We start from the raw sequence: 17,824 nt of genomic DNA, 5'->3' as shown, positions 1-17,824 counted from the left end.
GCCATTTCATGGGGGCGGCGCCTTTCAAGACGAATGGCTTGGGTCACCCCGTGTGATCGGGCTAGAATGCCAGCCCCTAAAAATGATGGCGGCCTGGCGCATGCGCATTCAGTTGAACGGCGAATCCCTTGAACTGCCCGACGGCGAGACCGTTGCGGCCCTGATTGCCCGTATGGACCTGACCGGTCGCCGGGTAGCAGTCGAACTCAATCTGGATATCGTCCCGCGTAGTCAGCATGCCGACACCGTTCTCAACGACGGCGACCACGTCGAAGTGGTGCACGCCATCGGCGGCGGCTAGCCGCCCGGCCCACAAGGGCACAGAATTCTGCAAGACCCTCACCCCTAAAGAGGATTCCCCATGAGCATCGTTCGTAGCGACAAGCCTTTCGTCCTGGCCGGTCGTACTTACCAGTCGCGTTTGCTGGTTGGTACCGGCAAGTACCGTGACATGGAAGAAACCCGCCAGGCCATCGAAGCCTCGGGTGCCGAGATCGTCACCTTCGCCGTGCGCCGTACCAACCTGGGCCAGATCGAAGGCGAGCCGAACCTGCTCGAAGTGCTGTCGCCGGATCGCTACACCTTCCTGCCGAACACCGCCGGTTGCTACGACGCTATCGAGGCCGTGCGCACTTGCCGCCTGGCCCGTGAGCTGCTCGATGGTCACAACCTGGTGAAGCTGGAAGTGCTGGCCGACCAGAAAACCCTGTTCCCCAACGTGATCGAAACCCTCAAGGCCGCCGAAACGCTGGTCAAGGAAGGCTTCGACGTGATGGTTTACACCAGTGATGACCCGATCATCGCTCGCCAACTGGCGGAAATCGGCTGCATCGCGGTCATGCCGCTGGCCGGTCTGATCGGTTCCGGTCTGGGGATCTGCAACCCGTACAACCTGCAGATCATCCTCGAAGAAGCCAAGATTCCGGTGCTGGTGGATGCCGGTGTCGGCACCGCCTCCGACGCCACCATCGCCATGGAACTGGGCTGCGATGCGGTGCTGATGAACTCGGCCATCGCTCATGCCCAACAACCTGTGATGATGGCCCAAGCCATGCAACACGCGGTCGTCGCGGGCCGTCTGGCCTACCTCGCCGGCCGCATGCCGAAAAAACTCTATGCCAGCGCCTCTTCGCCGCTGGATGGTCTGATCAAGTAAGAGCCATTGATGACTGAATCGAACGACACGCCTCTCCAGACGGAAGACGGCGACGAGCGCCAACACCGCCGCATCAAGAGTTTCGTGATGCGCGCCGGGCGCATGACCGAAGGCCAGCAGCGCGGCCTGGATCAGGGCGCGCCGAAGTTCGTCCTGCCGCTGGCCGACGCGCCGGTGGATTACGATCAGGTGTTCGGCCGTTCGGCACCGCGCTCGCTGGAGATCGGTTTCGGCATGGGCCACTCGCTGCTGGAAATGGCCGCGGCGGCACCGGATCAGGACTTCATCGGTGTTGAAGTGCACCGTCCGGGTGTTGGCGCGCTGCTCAATGGCGTGCTGACTCAGGGCCTGACCAACCTGCGGGTCTACGATTGCGACGCGATCGAAGTGCTCAACCGCTGCATCGCCGACAACAGCCTCGATCGCCTGATGCTGTTCTTCCCGGATCCATGGCACAAGAGCCGTCACCACAAGCGTCGCATCGTTCAGGCGTCCTTCGCCGAACTGGTGCGCAGCAAGCTGAAGGTTGGCGGCATCCTGCACATGGCCACCGACTGGGAACCGTATGCCGAGTACATGCTGGAAGTGATGAACGTTGCCCCGGGCTACCGCAACCTCGCCGAAGATGGCAAATGCGTACCGCGCCCGGCCGAACGGCCGATTACCAAGTTCGAACGCCGCGGCGAACGTCTGGGGCATGGCGTGTGGGATCTGAAGTTCGAGAAACAGTCCTAGAATTTTCTGATGCAGAAAAAATAATTGCGATGCTTCAGCGGGCTAGGTAGCATCGAAGCTCAACGAGCTGGCGCTGTTAACGGGGCCTTTTGGCTTACGGGGTGGTGCGCATCAGGAAGCTGATGTTAATCCATTAACTGCCGCTATGCGGTAGGAAGAGTGGTTCGATTCCCTCCTCGTTATAATTTTAAGGCAAAGCATCGATTACTATGTATTCGATGCTTTTTGCTGTCTGTAGCATTTCTTGCGTGAGGTTTTGTGCGCCTTTGAAGTTAGCTGAACGTAGGTTCGCGTTCGTGAAATTTACGCCCTTACAGTCCACGCCTTTAAAAACTGCACTTTTTAGATTTGCATTTGTGAAGTCTGCACGTTGTATGGAACAGCTGGTGAAATTTATTCCAGGCAAATCAGCTCCGCAAAATTTTGCACGATTAAAGCTGACATTAGTCAGTGATATATGTTGCAGCTTTGAATTTGTAAATATCCCTGCATCGCAAGCACAATCAATCATAGTAATTTTTGAAAGTTTTGCGTGAGAAAAGTTTACTGCATGCATATTTGCATTCTTAAAGCTAAAATCTTCTATGTTGGTTTCTGCTAAATTTGCTTCCGGGCAGGAGAAGTCATGGACCTTCAAAGCCATTAAGCGCTTCATTGTGCTTAGTGTTCTATAAGGTGCATCGCTGCCATTGTAGTAGCGTAGATCTCCAAGAGCTTCTTTATGTCGGGTAATAGCGCTTGACCGCTCAGACTCTTTCTTAGCTGCCTGCTCGCGGCTTTGGGTTCTCTGCTCAAACCAGTAAAGAACGATACCCACCACGAATAGGTCAATGATTGTGCCATGAGCGCCAACCAATAAATCCTCGAAGAATTTTTTTGAATAAAGACCCCAGGTGGTGTTTGGTAACACGACTGAGGATAGATTGGGCCAAAATCCTGAAATTAGAATCATGCATATCGAGAAGACAACAAAGGTTATTACGGGTGTGCGCATTCTTTGCTAACTCCGACTTACATTATTCGATGCGATTAGGTTTTTGTTTTGTTATTTTTTTGATGGGTGTTTTTCTACAAGAGCCCAGCTCTTTAGCGACGGTCAGCGACGACGCCGATAAGGACGAGCACCACCAACAACACTGGCGCCAGGCTGTAGTTGTTGAACTGGCTCAGGCCCTTGACCACCCACGGCGTCGCATAGATCAGCGCGGCGCCGCTGCCGATCACGCACAGCAGGGCCATCAGCGGTACGCGCAGAGCGCCGGCGATGCTGCCCAGACGTTGCTCGACCCAGCCTTTGAAGTCGGCGCCGAACAGCACCAGCAGGCAGCCCACCAGGGCCAGGGCGATTTCCGAGAGGTTGCTGCGGCTCCAGCGGGACACGGTGGCGAGCAGGTCGAGTATCAAATCCATGGGTTTTTCCTTGGGGCGGGCGTCAGGCTCAGCTCAGAAATTTCTGCAGCAGGTCGTTGAGGAACAGTTGTCCGCGCTCGGTGGCCGCCAGACGTGACGGTTCGACCTGCATCAGGCCGCTTTGTTCGGCCTCGCGGCGGTGTTCGGCGAGACTTTCCAGCGGCAGGCCGGTGCGCTCGGGATACAGGCGGGATTCCACGCCTGCCGTCAGACGCAAAGCGTTCATCAGGAACTCGAACGGCATCTCGTCGTTGCTCAGGGCTTTCTCGCCGGCCTGGAAACTCTTGGCTGGGTTGAGATAGTCCTTCGGCAGGCGTGTCTTCCAGGTGCGGACGATGCGCCCGTCCGGATGACTGAGCTTGCCGTGGGCGCCAGCACCGATGCCGATGAAGTCGCCGAAACTCCAGTAATTGAGGTTGTGCCGCGCCGGGCGCCCGGGCTGGGCATAGGCCGAGACTTCGTATTGCGCGTAACCGTGCGCGGCCAGCAGCGCTTGCCCGGCTTCCTGAATGTCCCACAGCGTATCGTCTTCCGGCAGCACCGGCGGCTGGTTCCAGAACACCGTGTTCGGCTCCAGCGTCAGTTGATACCAGGAGATGTGTGTCGGTTTTAGCTCAATCGCCTGGCGCAGATCGCTCAAGGCATCGTCCAGCGACTGGTCGGGCAGGCCATGCATCAAGTCGAGGTTGAAGTTATCGAACCCGGCCTGGCGCGCCATACCGGCCGCGCGTACCGCTTCGTCGCCGTTGTGGATACGTCCGAGGGCTTCGAGTTTCTGCTGCTGGAAGCTCTGGATGCCGATCGACAGGCGATTGATTCCCAGCTTGCGGTACGCGACGAACTTCTCTTGCTCGAAGGTGCCGGGATTGGCTTCCAGGGTGATCTCGATGTCGTGCGCAAACGGGATTCGCTGCTCGACGCCTTTGAGCAGGCGTCCGAGGGCTTGCGCGCTGAACAGGCTCGGCGTACCGCCACCGAAGAAGATCGAGCTGATTTCGCGGCCATACACCGCGTGCAGGTCCTGATCGAGGTCAGCCAGCAACGCGTCGACGTATTCCTCTTCCGGCAGCACCGGGCTGGCCGTGTGCGAGTTGAAATCGCAATACGGGCATTTGCGCACACACCACGGAATGTGGATGTACAGCGCCAGGGGCGGCAGCGTTGGCAGCGGCGCCCGAGGCGAAGAAGCGGCGCCGCCGATGATCAGCGACGACGCGGGGTGGCTGTCGGTCATTTCAGGCCCAGACGCTGGCGCAGCAGATCCATTGCACGGGCGCGGTGGCTGATCTGGTTCTTGTCGGCCGGGCTCAGTTCGGCGCTGGACACGTCTCGCTCCGGCACCCAGAACAGCGGGTCGTAGCCGAAACCGTGCTCGCCGCTGGCGGCGGTCAGGATGCGTCCGTGCCACAGACCTTCGCAGAGGATCGGCAGCGGATCGTCAGCGTGGCGCACCAGTGCCAGCACGCAGACGAACTGCGCGCCGCGCTCGGCTTGCGGCACTTTTTTGAGGGCGTCGAGCAGTTTGGCATTGTTCGCCGCATCGCCCTTGCCATCGGCATAACGCGCCGAGTAGATGCCCGGTGCGCCGCCGAGGAAATCCACCGCCAGACCGGAATCGTCGGCCAACGCCGGCAGGCCGGAGATGCGTGCGGCATTACGCGCCTTGAGAATTGCGTTCTCGACGAACGACAGACCGGTTTCCTCCGGCTCGACCTTGCTCCATTCGCCGATCGAGCGCAGTTGCACCGAGTCGCCGAGCATGGCCTGGAGTTCCTTGAGTTTGCCGGCGTTATGGCTGGCCAGTACGAGCTGCTTGATGTTCATCATTCGCCGGGAAAAAGTTCTTGGTTGAAATTGATGGTGTTGATCTTGTCGCCGTTCTGCACCTTGATTTCAAAGGTGCGGGTTTCCTGTTGTTCCACCGGGTATTGGGCGATGTAGTAGATCGCGCCCTGTTCGGTGACCTGGCGGAAGTTCAGCGGCACGCTCTGGCTGGTCAGGTCTTTGACCGTGCCGGTGACGTTGGCGATCAGCGGTTTGCCGTCCTTGATCACCGAGACATTGATCACGCCCTGGTTCTTGCTGCGGATCAGCTCGGCTGCTTTGGCGATGTCCGGCTGCAAATACGTGGAGTTGAAGGTGTTGTAGTGCACCGTCACGTCGCCGAAGGTTTCCTGGCGCTCGCTTTTGATGACGTCCGCTGCCATGGCGCTGGCGCTCAGGCAGGCAGTCAGTAACAACAGGGCTAGACGACCCATGATCGTTCTCCTCGAAATGTCGTGGTTCAGACCGCGATCCGGTGATCTGCAAGGCCCGGACTGCTCACGCGGTAGATACCGATCTCACCTAACAGATTAGGCCATAGCTTACTGGCCCACCCGTGACGGTGCTGTTGATCCACGGCAAGCCGATCAATGACCTTTGCATCACGTTCGCGACAAAGTTCTTCAAAGTCTTCGAAGGTGCAGAAGTGGATGTTCGGCGTGTTGTACCACGTGTACGGCAGGAACTCCGACACCGGCATGCGGCCCTTGCTCGCCAGATACCAGCGGCAGCGCCAGTGACCGAAGTTGGGGAAGGTTATGATGCACTGGCGACCGACCCGCAGCATTTCGTCGAGGATCTTGTCCGGGTAATGCACGGCCTGCAGGGCCTGGGTCATGACCACGATGTCGAAACTGTTGCTGGCGAAGTTGCCCAGGCCCTTGTCCAGGTCCTGCTCGATGACGTTGATGCCCTTGGCCACGCACTCGGCAATGTTGTCGGCGTCGTTTTCCAGGCCATAACCGGTGACCTGTTTGTTGTCGCGCAGCCAGGTCAGCAGTTCGCCGTCGCCGCAACCGAGGTCGAGCACGCGGCTGCCGGCGGGGATCCATTCCTGGATGATTTCCAGATCAGCTCTCATGGCTTGTTCACACCGTAATTCGGTTCATGTAATTGCCGAACGCCTGCAAATAACGCGGGATCGGAATCAGGAAGGCGTCGTGGCCCTGTGGCGCATCGATTTCCAGATAGCTCACGTCTTTGCGTGCCGCCATCAGCGCGTCCACCAGTTCTCGCGAGCGGGCCGGGGAGAAGCGCCAGTCGGTGGTAAACGACATCACGCAGAACTTGGCCGTGGCGTTTTCGAAAGTTTTCGCCAGGTTATCGTCGAAGTTCGCCGCCGGATCGAAGTAATCCAGCGCCTTGGTCATCAACAGATAAGTGTTGGCATCGAAGCGCCCGGAGAATTCTTCGCCCTGATAACGCAGGTAGCTTTCGACCTGGAACTCGACACTGTGGAAGTCGTAGTTGAGCTTTTCGCTCTTCAGGCCACGGCCGAATTTCTCGCCCATCGAGTCGTCGGACAGGTAGGTGATGTGCCCGACCATCCGCGCCAGCATCAGCCCGCGCTTGGGGATCACGCCCGCTTCCTGGAACGAACCGCCGTGGAACTCGGGGTCGGTGAGGATCGCCTGACGCGCCACTTCGTTGAAGGCAATGTTCTGCGCCGACAACTTGGGGGCCGAGGCGATGGCCAGGCAGTGACGCACGCGATCCGGGTAGGTGATGGTCCACTGCAAGGCCTGCATGCCGCCCAAACTGCCGCCGATCACGGCGGCGAACTGACGGATGCCGAGCAGGTCAGCCAGACGCGCCTGGCTGTGCACCCAGTCTTCCACGGTGAGTACCGGGAAATCGGCGCCGAACGGCTTGCCGGTCTCCGGGTTGAGGCTGCTCGGCCCGGTGGAACCATTGCAGCCGCCCAGATTGTTCAGGCTGACCACGAAGAACTTGTTGGTGTCGATCGGTTTGCCGGGGCCGATGCAGCTGTCCCACCAACCGGGTTTGCGGTCGTCGGCGCTGTGATAGCCGGCGGCATGGTGATGCCCGGACAAGGCGTGGCAGATCAGCACGGCGTTGCTCGCTTGCGCGTTCAGCGTGCCGTAGGTTTCGTAGATCAGGTCGTAGGCGGGCAGCGAACGGCCACAGGCCAGGGCCAGAGGTTCACTGAAGTGCGCCGTTTGCGGCGTCACCAGACCAACAGAATCGGGGGGAAAGGCAGCTGGCATCGACCCTGCTCTCGTTGAAATGAGGCGTAAGTCTAAAGACCGGGGGGGTTAGCGGCAAGCAACGATAAGGCCTGATCGTTGATTGAACGAAGTCCTTGTGGGGAGGGGATTTATCCCCGATGGGCTGCGCAGCGGCCCTGAAATCTTTGGTCGTGCCGAGAGAAAGGGGTTGGCAACAACAAGGGGGCCGCTTCGCGACCCTTCGGGGATAAATCCCCTCACCACAGTGGATCAGGCTGGACGCGTCAGATCAGGCAATGCCGGCAGCTTCTTCGGCGAACAGATCTTCATCCGTTTCTGCCGGTTCAGCTCGCCGCTGAGCAGGCTGACCTGGGTCTTGGACACCCCGAAAGCCTTGGCCAGAAAGCCCATCAAATAAGCATTGGCCTTGCCCTCGACCGGCGGCGCGGTCAGGCGGATCTTCAGGCGATCGCCGTGCAGCCCGGCGAAATCATCGCTGCGGGCTGCCGGTTGCAGGTGACACTCGAGGATCAGGTCGTCCCCGTCCCAACGGAACCAGCTCACCCGATCAGTCGCAGCAGCTCAGGTGGCATGTAGGCGAAGTAGGCCAGGCGCGGGATCAGCCAGCTCTGCAGCAGCTGGATCACGATGAACGCGAAGATCGGCGAGATATCCAGACCGCCCAGGTTCGGGATGATCCGGCGAAACGGCGCGAGCACCGGTTCAGTGATCTGCGCGACCAGCTCGGCGCCGGGGTTATGGCTGCCGGGAGCAACCCAGGACAGGATCACGCTGATGATCATCGCGTAGAACAGGATGTTCAGGAACAGCGAGAACAGTGCGATCAGCGACCACGGCACCAGCAGCAGCCAGTCGACCGCAAAGCCTTTGAGCGTAATGATCACGGCCATCAACAGCATCTGGACGATCAGGGCCAGTACCAGCGACGACATGTCCAGACCGAACATGCTCGGAATGACCCGGCGCAGCGGCTTGAGCAGGGGTTGGGTGGCTTTGACGACGAACTGGCAGAGCGGATTGTAAAAATTCGCCCGAACCAGTTGCAGGATGAAGCGCATCAGAACAATCAGCAGATACAGGCTGCCCAGGGTTTTGATGATGAAAATGGCAGCGTCATTGAGACCAAGCATTATTGAGTCCTTTGTAAGAGCTGGTTAGCGACCGAGTTGCTCGGCCATTTCGGCCGAACGGTGCGCGGCGGCGCCGAGTGCTTTTTCCACCAGGGCTTCGAAACCATTGGCCTGGAATGATTTGATGGCGGCCTCTGTGGTGCCATTTGGCGACGTCACGCGGCGGCGCAGCTCGGCAGCGTCGACATCGCTGGAGACTGCCATGTGCGCGGCGCCCAGAGCCGTTTGCAGGGTCAGTTGCTCGGCGATTTCCTGTGGCAGGCCAAGTTTGACGCCAGCGGCGGTCATCGCTTCGATCAGCAGGAAGAAATACGCCGGGCCGGAGCCGGAGACGGCGGTCACCGCATCGAGTTGCTGTTCTTCGTTCAGCCACAGCGCAATACCCACGGCGGACAGCAGCTCTTCGGCCTGCTGACGCTGTTCGGTGGTCACTTCGCTGGTGGCATACAAACCGCTGACGCCCTGACGCAGCAGCGCCGGGGTGTTGGGCATGCAGCGCACGATCGGCTGCTCGCCGAGCCACGCGGTCATGCTCGCGCAAGTGATGCCGGCGGCAATCGACACCACCAGTTGATGCGGTTTCAGGCTCGGACGGATGGCTTCGCACACGGCTTTCATCGCCTGTGGCTTGACCGCCAGCACGATCACGTCAACGCCGTCGATGGCCTGGGCGTTGTCGGCGAAGGTTTCGATGCCGTGTTCGGCACTGACGCGCTGGCGAGTCTCTTCGCCCGGATCGCTGGCGCGAATGTGGCTGGCCTGCAGCCCCTTGGCCCGCAGGCCACCGATCAGACTGGCGGCCATGTTGCCGGCACCGATAAAGGCAATGCGTGTGTTGCTCATGTCAGGTCCTTTTTCAGATGGCTGTCGGTCATTGCTGACCGTAATCTCTGGCGCCAAACAGGGCCGTACCAATACGAACCCAGGTGGCGCCCTGGGCGATGGCCGACTCGAGGTCGTGGCTCATGCCCATGGAAAGTGTGTCGAGCGGCAGATTCAGGCTCGCCTGCAAACGTTGCACGGCAGCAAAAGCGGCATCTTGTTCGGCGCGATCTTCGGTCGGCTCGGGAATCGCCATCAGCCCGCGCAGCTTCAACCGGGGCAGGGCGCTGATGGCCTCGGCCAGCGCCGGCAGGTCGGCCGGGGTGCAGCCGGACTTGCTCGCCTCACCGCTGACGTTGACCTGAATGCAGATGTTCAGTGGCGGCAGCTCGGCCGGGCGCTGTTCGGACAGGCGTTGGGCGATTTTCAGGCGATCCACGGAGTGCACCCAGTCGAAATGCTCGGCGATGGCGCGAGTCTTGTTCGATTGAATGGGGCCGATGAAGTGCCAGATCAAGGGCAGGTCGGCCAGTTCGAGCTGTTTGCCCAAGGCCTCCTGCAGATAGTTCTCGCCAAAGTCACGCAGGCCGGCGGCGTAGGCTTCACGCAGGTCCTGCGCGGGTTTGGTTTTGCTGACCGCCAGCAACTGCACGCTATTTTCACTGCGCCCGGCCGCTGCGGTGGCAGCCTGGATGCGCGAACTAACCAGTTGGATGTTGTCTGCTATCGTGGACATCAAGAGGCGCCGGCGGTCTGAAGGTTCGCGGCATTCTACTGGAATTGAGGGACGCTATGGATATCACTGAACTGCTGGCCTTCAGCGCCAAACAGGGCGCTTCCGACCTGCACCTGTCGGCCGGTCTGCCGCCGATGATCCGCGTGGATGGCGATGTGCGGCGGATCAATCTGCCGGCGCTGGATCACAAGCAAGTGCACGAATTGATCTACGACATCATGAACGACACCCAGCGCGTCGACTTCGAGAAACACCTCGAAACGGATTTCTCGTTCGAAGTTCCCGGTGTCGCACGCTTTCGGGTCAATGCCTTCAACCAGAACCGGGGCGCCGGCGCGGTGTTCCGCACGATTCCCTCGAAAGTGCTGAGCATGGAAGACCTCGGCATGGGCGACGTGTTTCGCAAGATCACCGATGCGCCGCGCGGGCTGGTGCTGGTGACCGGGCCGACCGGTTCCGGCAAATCCACCACGCTGGCGGCGATGATCGATTACCTCAACACCCATCGCCATCACCACATTCTCACCATCGAAGACCCGATCGAGTTCGTTCACGAATCGCGCAAATGCCTGATCAATCAGCGCGAAGTCCACCGCGATACCCGCAGCTTCGCCACCGCGCTGCGTTCGGCGCTGCGCGAAGACCCGGACGTGATTCTGGTGGGCGAGATGCGTGATCTGGAAACCATCCGTCTGGCGCTGACCGCTGCCGAGACCGGGCATCTGGTGTTCGGCACGCTGCACACCACGTCGGCCGCCAAGACCATCGACCGTGTTGTCGATGTGTTCCCGGGTGACGAGAAGTCCATGGTGCGTTCGATGCTGTCCGAATCGTTGCTGGCGGTGGTCTCGCAGACCCTGATCAAGAAGATCGGCGGCGGGCGGGTGGCGGCGCACGAGATCATGCTAGGAACGTCGGCGATCCGGAACCTGATCCGCGAGGACAAGGTGGCGCAAATGTATTCGGCGATTCAGACCGGCGGGTCGTTGGGGATGCAGACACTCGACATGTGCCTGAAGGAACTGGTGACCAAGGGCTTGATCAGCCGCGAGCATGCGCGAGAGAAAGCGCGTACGCCGGATAATTTCTAAAGGCCAAAAGCAAAAGATCGCAGCCTTCGGCAGCTCCTACAGTGATTTGTGTAGGAGCTGCCGAAGGCTGCGATCTTTTGATCTTTAGCGTTGAACCACGCGCATCTGCTTGCCAGCCGGTTCTTTCGGCAGCACACGCTTGGCAACCACGTAATGCTGTTCCCAGTACGGCTTGTTCAGCGTGTCGATGCTCACCGCTTTGCCACGGCGCGGGGCGTGGATGAAGCGGTCGTTGCCCAGGTAGATGGCAACGTGGTTGACCCGACGGCTCTTGATGTTGAAGAAAATCAGGTCGCCCGGCTTCAGATCCTTGCGCTCGACTTTCTCGCCATGACCGCTGGCCATGGCGTTGGACGTGCGCGGCAGGTCGAAGGTCGCGTCGTTGAACGCATATTTCACCAGACCGCTGCAGTCGAAGCCTTTACTTGGGCTGCTGCCGCCCCAACGGTAGGGAGTACCGAGGACGTTCACCGCGCGGCTCAGGACGTTGCTGCTTTCCTTGTTGGCCATCGGTGGCACCAGCTTGCCGTGACTCTTGCTGGCGAGCGTGGTGTGTTTCGTTTGTTTGCTGCTCTTGCTCGAAGGAGCCGAAGCATGGGATTTAGGGGTGAAACCGTTGACGTTGGGAAGACGTTGCTCACGATTGGTGGCGTGGGCGGCCAGTGGCATTAATAGGCAGATGGTTAGCCATGTCTTGAAAAATGGTCGCATTAGGCGTGGCTCTTATGTGTTAGCGCGCAACTTTATAACAGCTTTTTTGTCCCTTCCGAGGCCGTTGGTCGATTCCATCTGAGGGCAACGGAACCAAACAAGCGGCAAATGGACGCAATTGTCGGACAGAAGTCCGGTGCTACAAGGCTTTGACGGACGACACGGTAACATTTGCCGTACGTCGGCTACATGTAAAAAAGTCACAAAGAATTAAAGAAAATTTATCTATCGTGTGAATCGAGGTCTTCATGAACCGCTATCAGCAGGTTGCTGCACCGCAGGATACGCACAGCAAAATCATCGGTTATCTGCTGTGGATTTTTGGTTTCACCGGCGCTCACCGCTTCTATTACGGCAAACCGGTGACCGGGACGATCTGGTTTTTCACCTTCGGTCTGCTGGGCATTGGCTGGCTGATCGACGTGTTCCTGATCCCGGCAATGGATCGCGAGGCGGATCTGCGTTTCACCGCAGGGCCGATTGAATACAACGTGGCGTGGATTCTGCTGACGTTCCTGGGCGTATTCGGCGTGCACCGGATGTACCAGGGCAAATGGATCAGCGGGTTGCTGTATCTGCTGACCGGCGGGTTGTTCTTTGTCGGGGTGCTGTATGACTTCTGGACGCTGAATGATCAGGTCTCGGTGCGCAACGCGCAGAATCGCGGCGCGTTTCAGTAAGCCTTCGCTAGCAGGGCCGGCTCCCACAGGGGATTTGTGTCGTTCACAGATCCCCTGTGGGAGCCAGCCTGCTGGCGAATGGGGCGATGAAGATCAAAAGATCGCAGGCTTCGCCAGCTCCTACAGGTGGAATGCATTTTCCCTGTAGGAGCTGCCGCAGGCTGCGATCTTTTGCTTTTAGGCCTGGTGGCTGATCCGTCCATCCACCAAGGTGTAACGCACCACACCCGGCAAACTGTGCCCAAGGAACGGGCAGTTCTCGCCCTTCGACCGCCAGCCTTCGCCGGCTACGGTGGAGGCTTTCGGGTCGAACAGCACGATATCCGCCGCGCCGCCCACCGCCAGTTTGCCCACCGGCAGACGCAGCGCGTCCGCAGGCCCAGCGCTCAGGCGCGCCAGCAGGGTCGGCAGGTCCAGCAAGCCATCCTCGACCAGCGTCATCGCCAGCGGCAGGAGCAATTCCACACTGCTGATGCCCGGCTCGGTCGCGCCGAACGGTGCCAGTTTGGCGTCGCGCTCGTGTGGCTGGTGATGGCTGGAGATGGCCGACACCACACCGGACTTCACTGCCTCGCGCAAGCCATCGCGGTCGGCACGGGTGCGCAGCGGCGGTTGTACGTGATAAAGGCTGCTGAAGTCGATCAACGCTTCATCGGTAAGAATCAGCTGATACAGCGCGACATCCGCCGTGACCTTCAAGCCACGGGCCTGCGCCTGAGCGATCAGGGCCACGCCGCGCGCGCTGGTCAGTTGGCTGAAATGCGCGCGCACGCCGGTCTGCTCGACCAGCAGCAGATCGCGGGCCAGGGCCACGGTTTCCGCGGTTTCCGGAATCCCCGGCAAGCCGAGGAAACTGGCGACCGCACCTTCATGGGCCAGGCCGCCATCGGCCAGATCGTGATCCTGCGAATTGAAAATCACCGTCAGGTCGAAGGTCGCCGCGTACTCCAGCGCCCGGCACAGGGTGCGGGTGTTGCGGAAACTCTCCAGACCATTGCCGAACGCCACGCAACCGGCGTCACGCAGGGCCACCAGCTCGGCCAATTGTTCGCCGTCCAGACCTTTGCTCAGCGCGCCGATCGGGAACACTTTGGTGTTGCCGGCCTCACGAGCGCGGTCGAGGATCAGTTCGGCCACCGCCGAGGTGTCGAGTACCGGTTTGGTTTTCGGCGGGCAGCACAGGCTGGTCACGCCGCCGGCCGCCGCCGCGCGGGTTTCGCTGGCGATGCTGCCTTTGCGGCTGTAACCCGGCTCGCGCAGGGCGACGTTCAGATCGACCAGCCCGGGCGCGGCAACCAGGCCTTGGGCGTCGATGGTTTCCACAGCGGTGAAACCGGCCGGCGCGGCGCCGAGGGCGACGATCTTGCAGGCTTCAACGTGAATGTCGGTGATTTGATCCAGGCCGCTGCTCGGATCGATGACGCGGGCGCCGAGAATGCTGAGCTTCACTGGGCGTTCTCCTGCTCGAATTGACGTTGCGCTGTTTGCCCGCTCATGGCCATCGACAACACAGCCATGCGGATGGCGATGCCGTAGGTGACTTGATTGAGGATCACCGAATGCGGGCCGTCGGCCACTGCCGATTCGATCTCCACGCCACGGTTGATCGGCCCCGGGTGCATGACGATGCAATCGGGTTTGGCACCGGCCAGACGCGCAGTCGTCAGGCCGAACAGGCGATAGAACTCGCCTTCACTCGGCAACAGGCCGCCGGTCATGCGCTCACGCTGCAGGCGCAGCATGATCACCACGTCGACGTCTTTCAGGCCTTCGGTCATGTCGGTGTAGACCTTGACGCCGTACTGCTCGATGCCGATCGGCAGCAGGGTCTTCGGCGCGATCACGCGGATGTCCTGGCAACCGAGGGTCTTCAGGGCGAGCATGTTCGAGCGCGCCACCCGCGAGTGCAGGATGTCGCCGACGATCGCCACCGAGAGGTTTTCGAAACCGCCCTTGTGCCGACGGATGGTGAGCATGTCGAGCATGCCCTGAGTCGGGTGCGCGTGACGGCCGTCGCCGCCGTTGATGATCGCGACTTGCGGGCAGACGTGTTCGGCGATGAAGTGCGCGGCGCCGGAATCACCGTGGCGCACGACGAACATGTCGGCAGCCATGGCTTCGAGGTTGCGCAGGGTGTCGAGCAGGGTTTCACCTTTGCTGGCCGACGAGGTCGACACGTTCAGGGTGATCACGTCCGCCGACAGCCGCTGGGCCGCCAGTTCGAAGGTGGTGCGGGTGCGGGTGGAGTTTTCGAAGAACACGTTGCACACGGTCTTGCCGCGCAGCAACGGGACCTTCTTCACCGCCCGGGCGCCGACTTCGAGGAACGAGTCGGCAGTGTCGAGGATTTCCGTCAGCAACTCGCGGCGCAGGCCGTCGAGCGAGAGGAAGTGGCGCAGCTGGCCCTGATCATTGAGCTGCAGCGGGCGCTTGGTATCTAGAGGCGTCATCGCGAAGGGGACTCTCAATAAGGGCGGGTTAGGAATTCAGGTCTTGCAGTTCGAGCGTCAGCGGCTCCGGGCCGGACAGCTTCACGCGCTCATTGGCGGCCAGCGACAGGGTCGCGCCGACCACGTTCGGGCGGATCGGCAGCTCGCCGGCGTCCAGGTCCAGCAGGCAGACCAGCGTTACGCTGGCCGGGCGGCCGTAGTCGAACAGTTCGTTCATGGCGGCGCGGATGGTCCGGCCGCTCATCAATACGTCGTCGATCAGCACCAGATGCTGGCCTTCGATCTCGAAAGGCAGGGCCGAGGGGCGCACTTGCGGGTGCAGGCCGTTCTGGCTGAAGTCGTCGCGGTAGAAGGACACATCCAGCGTGCCCAGCGGCGCGTCGCTGCCCAGTTCCTTGAGCAGGGCCTGCGCGACCCAGATGCCGCCAGTGCGAATGCCGATGTAACGCGGTTCGCTGATATCACGCTGTGCAAGGTGCGCCTTGAGGCGGGTCGCCATCTGGCTGATCAGATCGGCGGGATTGGGCAGGCTCATGGTTGCTCCTTCGTGATTCCGAGCCGCGTCCTGCCGGACGCGGCTGGGTTTATAACCAAAAGAAAAGCGCCGAAGCGCTTGTCAGGATTCAAACAATGCAGTGTTTTCATCGAGCCAGCCCTGCAGCAGCAGGGCGGCGGCGATGGCGTCCACCGGGTTGTCGCGGTAACTGCCTTTCTGCCCGCCGCGCACCAGTCGTTCACCCTTGGCTTCAAAAGTGGTCAGGCGTTCGTCGTGGGTATAGAAGGGCACATTGAAGCGGCCATTGAGACGACGGGCGAATTTTTCGGCGCGCAGGCACATTTCGCTGGGCGTGCCATCCATGTTCAGCGGCAGGCCGACCACCACGGCGTCAGGTTTCCATTCCTTGAACAGCGCTTCGACCTGATTCCAGTCGGGTACGCCGTTCTGCGCTTTCAGGGTGCACAGCTCGCGAGCCTGGCCGGTAATCACCTGGCCGACCGCAACGCCGATCTGTTTGGTGCCGTAGTCGAAGCCGAGAATCAGGCGCAGGGCCATCAGGCGTGCCCCGCCTGACTGGTCAGCAGGCTGAGGTTGATCCCCAGATGCCGTGCCGCCGCTTCCAGACGCAGTTCGCTGCTGGTGTTGAACAGGATGTCGGCGTCGTACGGGCAGGTCAGCCAGGCGTTGTCGGCCAGCTCGGCTTCCAGTTGCCCGGCTTCCCAACCGGCGTAACCAAGGGCGATCACGCTTTTCGCCGGACCTACGCCGTCGGCGATGGCGAACAGCACGTCCTGCGAGGTGGACAGCGCCAGATCACCGTCCAGCTCGACGGTGGCCTGAAAGGTCTTGCCCGACGGGTGCAGGACGAAACCGCGATCGGTCTGCACCGGGCCACCAATGAAGATCGGCACATGCTGGCAGAGCGCTGGCGGATCGATGTCCGGGCGCAACTGCTCGAGGATGTCAGCCAGATTCAGCTCTTGCGGTCGATTGACCACCAGCCCCATGGCGCCATTGGCCGTGTGCTCGACGATGTAGGTCAAGGTGTGGGCAAAGTTCGGGTCGGCCATGTGCGGCATGGCGATCAGGAAATGATGCTTGAGGTAGCTGGGGCTGACGTTTTTCATGAGCGATAGTGTGGCGTTCAAGGGGCGAACTGACAAGCTGAAGCCGCCAAAAGATCGCAGCCTTCGGCAGCTCCTACAGAGGAATGCGGGGCAAATGTAGGAGCTGCCGAAGGCTGCGATCTTTTGATTTTGCTCTTAATTGCTGGACAGCTTGTCGCCCCGGGCGAATTTCCAGGTGCGGATAATTTCCAGTCGGTCGATATCCGACAAATCGCCGGTAAACGGCGCAAACGGTGCCGCCAGCCGGACGATGCGCTGCGCCGCCTGATCCAGCAGCGGCTGGCCGGAGGATTCCAGCACCAGCACTTCATACAGCGAGCCGTCGCGGTTGATCGAGACCATCAGGCGCAGGTTGCCGTAGATCTGCTTGCGGCGCGCTTCTTCCGGGTAATTGAGGTTGCCGATGCGCTCGACCTTCTTGCGCCAGTCATCCTTGTACCAGGCGCCCTTGTCGCGCATCGTCGAGGCCGCGCTCAAGCGGTGAATGCGCGGGCGTTTGGCGTACAGCTGTTGTTCGTTGGCCAGTTCCGCTTCGAGGCTGGCGATGTCGCTGGACAGCTGCGAGCTGTCGAACGTCGGCGCGTTGACCGCAGGTTTGGTTTCGGTCTTGGTTTCTTCTTTCTTGGTCGGCGCCTTTTGCTGTTTCGGCGCCACCGTGGTCACCGCAGCCTTGGGCGCCGCTTCGCGGACTTCCGGCTTGGCGGCCGGTGGCGGGGTGACCTTCTTGACCTGATTGTCCTGGAACGGCGCAACCTCAGTGGTCTTGGGGATCGCCTTCTTGTCCAGCGTGCCGCTGCCTTCCTGGTTTTCCTGAGCGAGGAAATCAGCCTTTTTCGGCTTGGTTTCGCTCTTGAAGGTGGCGAGGGTAATTTCCAGGGTTTTGCTGATCTGCCTGGGCTCGACCATGGTGAAGCCGACACCCAGCAGCAGCGCCAAATGAATCAGCGCCGCCAGAAACAGGGTAAATCCGAGGCGATCGGCCGGGCGCACGCCACGATGGGCGAGTTCTGCGGGCAGATCGGACGGGAGGGTCATGACAAGAAAACCAACATCGCGTTTTTCAGAGGCTGCGCATGATAACGCAATGTTGGTTTCACGCCTTGGGCTTCACGCTTCAAGCGACAAGCTGCATGTGACACACGTCAAGCTTGCGGCTTTTTGCCGGCGGCTTGCAGCTTCTTGTCGATCGCATCCATCAGCATGCCGCCGATGTCGGTGCCGAAAGCATTGTCGATTTCGCGGA

At 60.5% G+C, this 17,824-nt stretch carries 24 protein-coding genes; 5 read left to right on the top strand and 19 right to left on the bottom strand.

What is annotated here, in order from left to right:
* Nucleotides 1-100 precede the first annotated feature (100 nt).
* Genes thiS through trmB form a run of 3 tightly spaced genes read left to right on the top strand, consistent with a single transcriptional unit; the run spans nt 101 to nt 1,891 of the window.
* Nucleotides 101-301, top strand: a complete 201-nt coding sequence (thiS, locus tag DBR18_RS21810; RefSeq protein WP_161794890.1) for a sulfur carrier protein ThiS — start codon at nt 101-103, stop codon at nt 299-301.
* 60 nt (nt 302-361) lie between these two features.
* Nucleotides 362-1,156: a thiazole synthase gene (locus DBR18_RS21805; protein WP_108591866.1), complete on the top strand. Its 795-nt coding sequence runs from the start codon at nt 362-364 to the stop codon at nt 1,154-1,156.
* A 9-nt stretch (nt 1,157-1,165) separates the two neighbouring features.
* Nucleotides 1,166-1,891, top strand: a complete 726-nt coding sequence (gene trmB, locus DBR18_RS21800; protein ID WP_108591865.1) for a tRNA (guanosine(46)-N7)-methyltransferase TrmB — start codon at nt 1,166-1,168, stop codon at nt 1,889-1,891.
* A 187-nt stretch (nt 1,892-2,078) separates the two neighbouring features.
* On the opposite strand, the gene DBR18_RS21795 is transcribed toward trmB, so the two are convergent.
* From DBR18_RS21795 to DBR18_RS21745, 11 genes are all read right to left on the bottom strand, one after another.
* Nucleotides 2,079-2,885, bottom strand: coding sequence for a pentapeptide repeat-containing protein (locus DBR18_RS21795; RefSeq protein ID WP_108591864.1), 807 nt, complete (start codon nt 2,883-2,885; stop codon nt 2,079-2,081).
* Nucleotides 2,886-2,977: 92 nt separating this feature from the next.
* A complete protein-coding gene (locus DBR18_RS21790) occupies nt 2,978-3,301 on the bottom strand; it encodes a DUF3392 domain-containing protein (protein ID WP_003229134.1) in 324 nt (107 codons plus the stop codon).
* A gap of 28 nt (nt 3,302-3,329) precedes the next feature.
* The gene (gene hemW, locus DBR18_RS21785) at nt 3,330-4,535 is read right to left on the bottom strand and encodes a radical SAM family heme chaperone HemW (RefSeq protein ID WP_007964125.1); all 1,206 of its coding nucleotides are present in this window, start codon (nt 4,533-4,535) and stop codon (nt 3,330-3,332) included.
* Nucleotides 4,532-5,128, bottom strand: coding sequence for an RdgB/HAM1 family non-canonical purine NTP pyrophosphatase (gene rdgB / locus DBR18_RS21780; RefSeq protein WP_108591863.1), 597 nt, complete (start codon nt 5,126-5,128; stop codon nt 4,532-4,534). The genes hemW and rdgB overlap by 4 nt, the downstream gene beginning before the upstream one ends.
* Nucleotides 5,125-5,559 carry a DUF4426 domain-containing protein gene (locus tag DBR18_RS21775; protein ID WP_108591862.1) on the bottom strand — a complete coding sequence of 145 codons (435 nt, stop codon included), beginning with the start codon at nt 5,557-5,559 and terminating at the stop codon, nt 5,125-5,127. Before DBR18_RS21775 ends, rdgB begins: the two co-directional genes overlap by 4 nt.
* Nucleotides 5,560-5,585: 26 nt before the next feature.
* The gene (gene metW, locus DBR18_RS21770; RefSeq protein WP_108591861.1) at nt 5,586-6,206 is read right to left on the bottom strand and encodes a methionine biosynthesis protein MetW; all 621 of its coding nucleotides are present in this window, start codon (nt 6,204-6,206) and stop codon (nt 5,586-5,588) included.
* A 7-nt stretch (nt 6,207-6,213) separates the two neighbouring features.
* Nucleotides 6,214-7,353, bottom strand: coding sequence for a homoserine O-acetyltransferase (locus DBR18_RS21765; protein WP_007964119.1), 1,140 nt, complete (start codon nt 7,351-7,353; stop codon nt 6,214-6,216).
* A 231-nt stretch (nt 7,354-7,584) separates the two neighbouring features.
* Nucleotides 7,585-7,878 (bottom strand): DUF167 domain-containing protein, encoded by a 294-nt coding sequence (locus tag DBR18_RS21760; protein ID WP_108591860.1) that lies wholly within the window; start codon nt 7,876-7,878, stop codon nt 7,585-7,587.
* Nucleotides 7,875-8,465 carry a YggT family protein gene (locus DBR18_RS21755; RefSeq protein WP_108591859.1) on the bottom strand — a complete coding sequence of 197 codons (591 nt, stop codon included), beginning with the start codon at nt 8,463-8,465 and terminating at the stop codon, nt 7,875-7,877. The genes DBR18_RS21760 and DBR18_RS21755 overlap by 4 nt, the downstream gene beginning before the upstream one ends.
* Before the next feature lie 24 nt (nt 8,466-8,489).
* A complete protein-coding gene (gene proC, locus DBR18_RS21750; RefSeq protein WP_108591858.1) occupies nt 8,490-9,308 on the bottom strand; it encodes a pyrroline-5-carboxylate reductase in 819 nt (272 codons plus the stop codon).
* A gap of 28 nt (nt 9,309-9,336) precedes the next feature.
* On the bottom strand, nt 9,337-10,023 hold the full coding sequence (locus DBR18_RS21745) for a YggS family pyridoxal phosphate-dependent enzyme (RefSeq protein WP_108591857.1): 687 nt from the start codon (nt 10,021-10,023) through the stop codon (nt 9,337-9,339).
* A 56-nt stretch (nt 10,024-10,079) separates the two neighbouring features.
* Between DBR18_RS21745 and DBR18_RS21740 the strand changes: the two genes are divergently transcribed.
* The gene (locus tag DBR18_RS21740; RefSeq protein WP_003229114.1) at nt 10,080-11,114 is read left to right on the top strand and encodes a type IV pilus twitching motility protein PilT; all 1,035 of its coding nucleotides are present in this window, start codon (nt 10,080-10,082) and stop codon (nt 11,112-11,114) included.
* An 84-nt stretch (nt 11,115-11,198) separates the two neighbouring features.
* Here the strand turns inward: DBR18_RS21740 and DBR18_RS21735 are convergent, their stop codons facing one another.
* Nucleotides 11,199-11,825 (bottom strand): C40 family peptidase, encoded by a 627-nt coding sequence (locus tag DBR18_RS21735; protein WP_108591856.1) that lies wholly within the window; start codon nt 11,823-11,825, stop codon nt 11,199-11,201.
* Between the two features lie 248 nt (nt 11,826-12,073).
* Between DBR18_RS21735 and DBR18_RS21730 the strand changes: the two genes are divergently transcribed.
* Nucleotides 12,074-12,505, top strand: a complete 432-nt coding sequence (locus DBR18_RS21730) for a TM2 domain-containing protein (protein WP_041063521.1) — start codon at nt 12,074-12,076, stop codon at nt 12,503-12,505.
* A 177-nt stretch (nt 12,506-12,682) separates the two neighbouring features.
* Here DBR18_RS21730 and DBR18_RS21725 read toward each other — a convergent pair whose 3' ends face one another.
* The 7 genes from DBR18_RS21725 to DBR18_RS29675 all read right to left on the bottom strand — a co-directional run.
* A complete protein-coding gene (locus DBR18_RS21725) occupies nt 12,683-13,954 on the bottom strand; it encodes a dihydroorotase (RefSeq protein WP_108591855.1) in 1,272 nt (423 codons plus the stop codon).
* Nucleotides 13,951-14,955, bottom strand: a complete 1,005-nt coding sequence (locus DBR18_RS21720; protein ID WP_108591854.1) for an aspartate carbamoyltransferase catalytic subunit — start codon at nt 14,953-14,955, stop codon at nt 13,951-13,953. Before DBR18_RS21720 ends, DBR18_RS21725 begins: the two co-directional genes overlap by 4 nt.
* A gap of 28 nt (nt 14,956-14,983) precedes the next feature.
* Complete coding sequence (gene pyrR, locus DBR18_RS21715) at nt 14,984-15,490, bottom strand: bifunctional pyr operon transcriptional regulator/uracil phosphoribosyltransferase PyrR (protein WP_007964111.1); 507 nt, start codon at nt 15,488-15,490, stop codon at nt 14,984-14,986.
* 81 nt (nt 15,491-15,571) lie between these two features.
* The gene (gene ruvX, locus DBR18_RS21710) at nt 15,572-16,009 is read right to left on the bottom strand and encodes a Holliday junction resolvase RuvX (protein ID WP_003229101.1); all 438 of its coding nucleotides are present in this window, start codon (nt 16,007-16,009) and stop codon (nt 15,572-15,574) included.
* A complete protein-coding gene (locus tag DBR18_RS21705) occupies nt 16,009-16,581 on the bottom strand; it encodes a YqgE/AlgH family protein (RefSeq protein ID WP_007964108.1) in 573 nt (190 codons plus the stop codon). Before DBR18_RS21705 ends, ruvX begins: the two co-directional genes overlap by 1 nt.
* Before the next feature lie 135 nt (nt 16,582-16,716).
* Entirely contained in the window at nt 16,717-17,616 is a 900-nt protein-coding gene (locus DBR18_RS21700; RefSeq protein ID WP_108591853.1) for an energy transducer TonB, read from the bottom strand.
* A gap of 107 nt (nt 17,617-17,723) precedes the next feature.
* The coding region (locus tag DBR18_RS29675; RefSeq protein WP_256588839.1) for a hypothetical protein at nt 17,724-17,824 on the bottom strand (101 nt) is incomplete at its 5' end.

The organism is Pseudomonas sp. HMWF021 (genome assembly GCF_003061005.1).
Lineage (GTDB): Bacteria > Pseudomonadota > Gammaproteobacteria > Pseudomonadales > Pseudomonadaceae > Aquipseudomonas.
This window is presented reverse-complemented; position numbering and strand designations above follow the sequence as displayed.

Excerpts from the sequence above, each read along its gene's own strand:
- DBR18_RS21790 (WP_003229134.1), bottom strand. The coding sequence starts at position 3,301 with ATGGATTTGATACTCGACCTGCTCGCCACCGTGTCCCGCTGGAGCCGC.
- DBR18_RS21795 (WP_108591864.1), bottom strand. The coding sequence starts at position 2,885 with ATGCGCACACCCGTAATAACCTTTGTTGTCTTCTCGATATGCATGATT.
- proC (WP_108591858.1), bottom strand. The coding sequence starts at position 9,308 with ATGAGCAACACACGCATTGCCTTTATCGGTGCCGGCAACATGGCCGCC.
- thiS (WP_161794890.1), top strand. The coding sequence starts at position 101 with ATGCGCATTCAGTTGAACGGCGAATCCCTTGAACTGCCCGACGGCGAG.
- DBR18_RS21700 (WP_108591853.1), bottom strand. The coding sequence starts at position 17,616 with ATGACCCTCCCGTCCGATCTGCCCGCAGAACTCGCCCATCGTGGCGTG.
- rdgB (WP_108591863.1), bottom strand. The coding sequence starts at position 5,128 with ATGATGAACATCAAGCAGCTCGTACTGGCCAGCCATAACGCCGGCAAA.
- metW (WP_108591861.1), bottom strand. The coding sequence starts at position 6,206 with ATGAGAGCTGATCTGGAAATCATCCAGGAATGGATCCCCGCCGGCAGC.
- trmB (WP_108591865.1), top strand. The coding sequence starts at position 1,166 with ATGACTGAATCGAACGACACGCCTCTCCAGACGGAAGACGGCGACGAG.
- DBR18_RS21705 (WP_007964108.1), bottom strand. The coding sequence starts at position 16,581 with ATGAAAAACGTCAGCCCCAGCTACCTCAAGCATCATTTCCTGATCGCC.
- DBR18_RS21765 (WP_007964119.1), bottom strand. The coding sequence starts at position 7,353 with ATGCCAGCTGCCTTTCCCCCCGATTCTGTTGGTCTGGTGACGCCGCAA.
- DBR18_RS21755 (WP_108591859.1), bottom strand. The coding sequence starts at position 8,465 with ATGCTTGGTCTCAATGACGCTGCCATTTTCATCATCAAAACCCTGGGC.
- DBR18_RS21730 (WP_041063521.1), top strand. The coding sequence starts at position 12,074 with ATGAACCGCTATCAGCAGGTTGCTGCACCGCAGGATACGCACAGCAAA.
- DBR18_RS21775 (WP_108591862.1), bottom strand. The coding sequence starts at position 5,559 with ATGGGTCGTCTAGCCCTGTTGTTACTGACTGCCTGCCTGAGCGCCAGC.
- DBR18_RS21720 (WP_108591854.1), bottom strand. The coding sequence starts at position 14,955 with ATGACGCCTCTAGATACCAAGCGCCCGCTGCAGCTCAATGATCAGGGC.
- DBR18_RS21735 (WP_108591856.1), bottom strand. The coding sequence starts at position 11,825 with ATGCGACCATTTTTCAAGACATGGCTAACCATCTGCCTATTAATGCCA.
- ruvX (WP_003229101.1), bottom strand. The coding sequence starts at position 16,009 with ATGGCCCTGCGCCTGATTCTCGGCTTCGACTACGGCACCAAACAGATC.
- DBR18_RS21745 (WP_108591857.1), bottom strand. The coding sequence starts at position 10,023 with ATGTCCACGATAGCAGACAACATCCAACTGGTTAGTTCGCGCATCCAG.
- pyrR (WP_007964111.1), bottom strand. The coding sequence starts at position 15,490 with ATGAGCCTGCCCAATCCCGCCGATCTGATCAGCCAGATGGCGACCCGC.
- hemW (WP_007964125.1), bottom strand. The coding sequence starts at position 4,535 with ATGACCGACAGCCACCCCGCGTCGTCGCTGATCATCGGCGGCGCCGCT.
- DBR18_RS21740 (WP_003229114.1), top strand. The coding sequence starts at position 10,080 with ATGGATATCACTGAACTGCTGGCCTTCAGCGCCAAACAGGGCGCTTCC.
- DBR18_RS21805 (WP_108591866.1), top strand. The coding sequence starts at position 362 with ATGAGCATCGTTCGTAGCGACAAGCCTTTCGTCCTGGCCGGTCGTACT.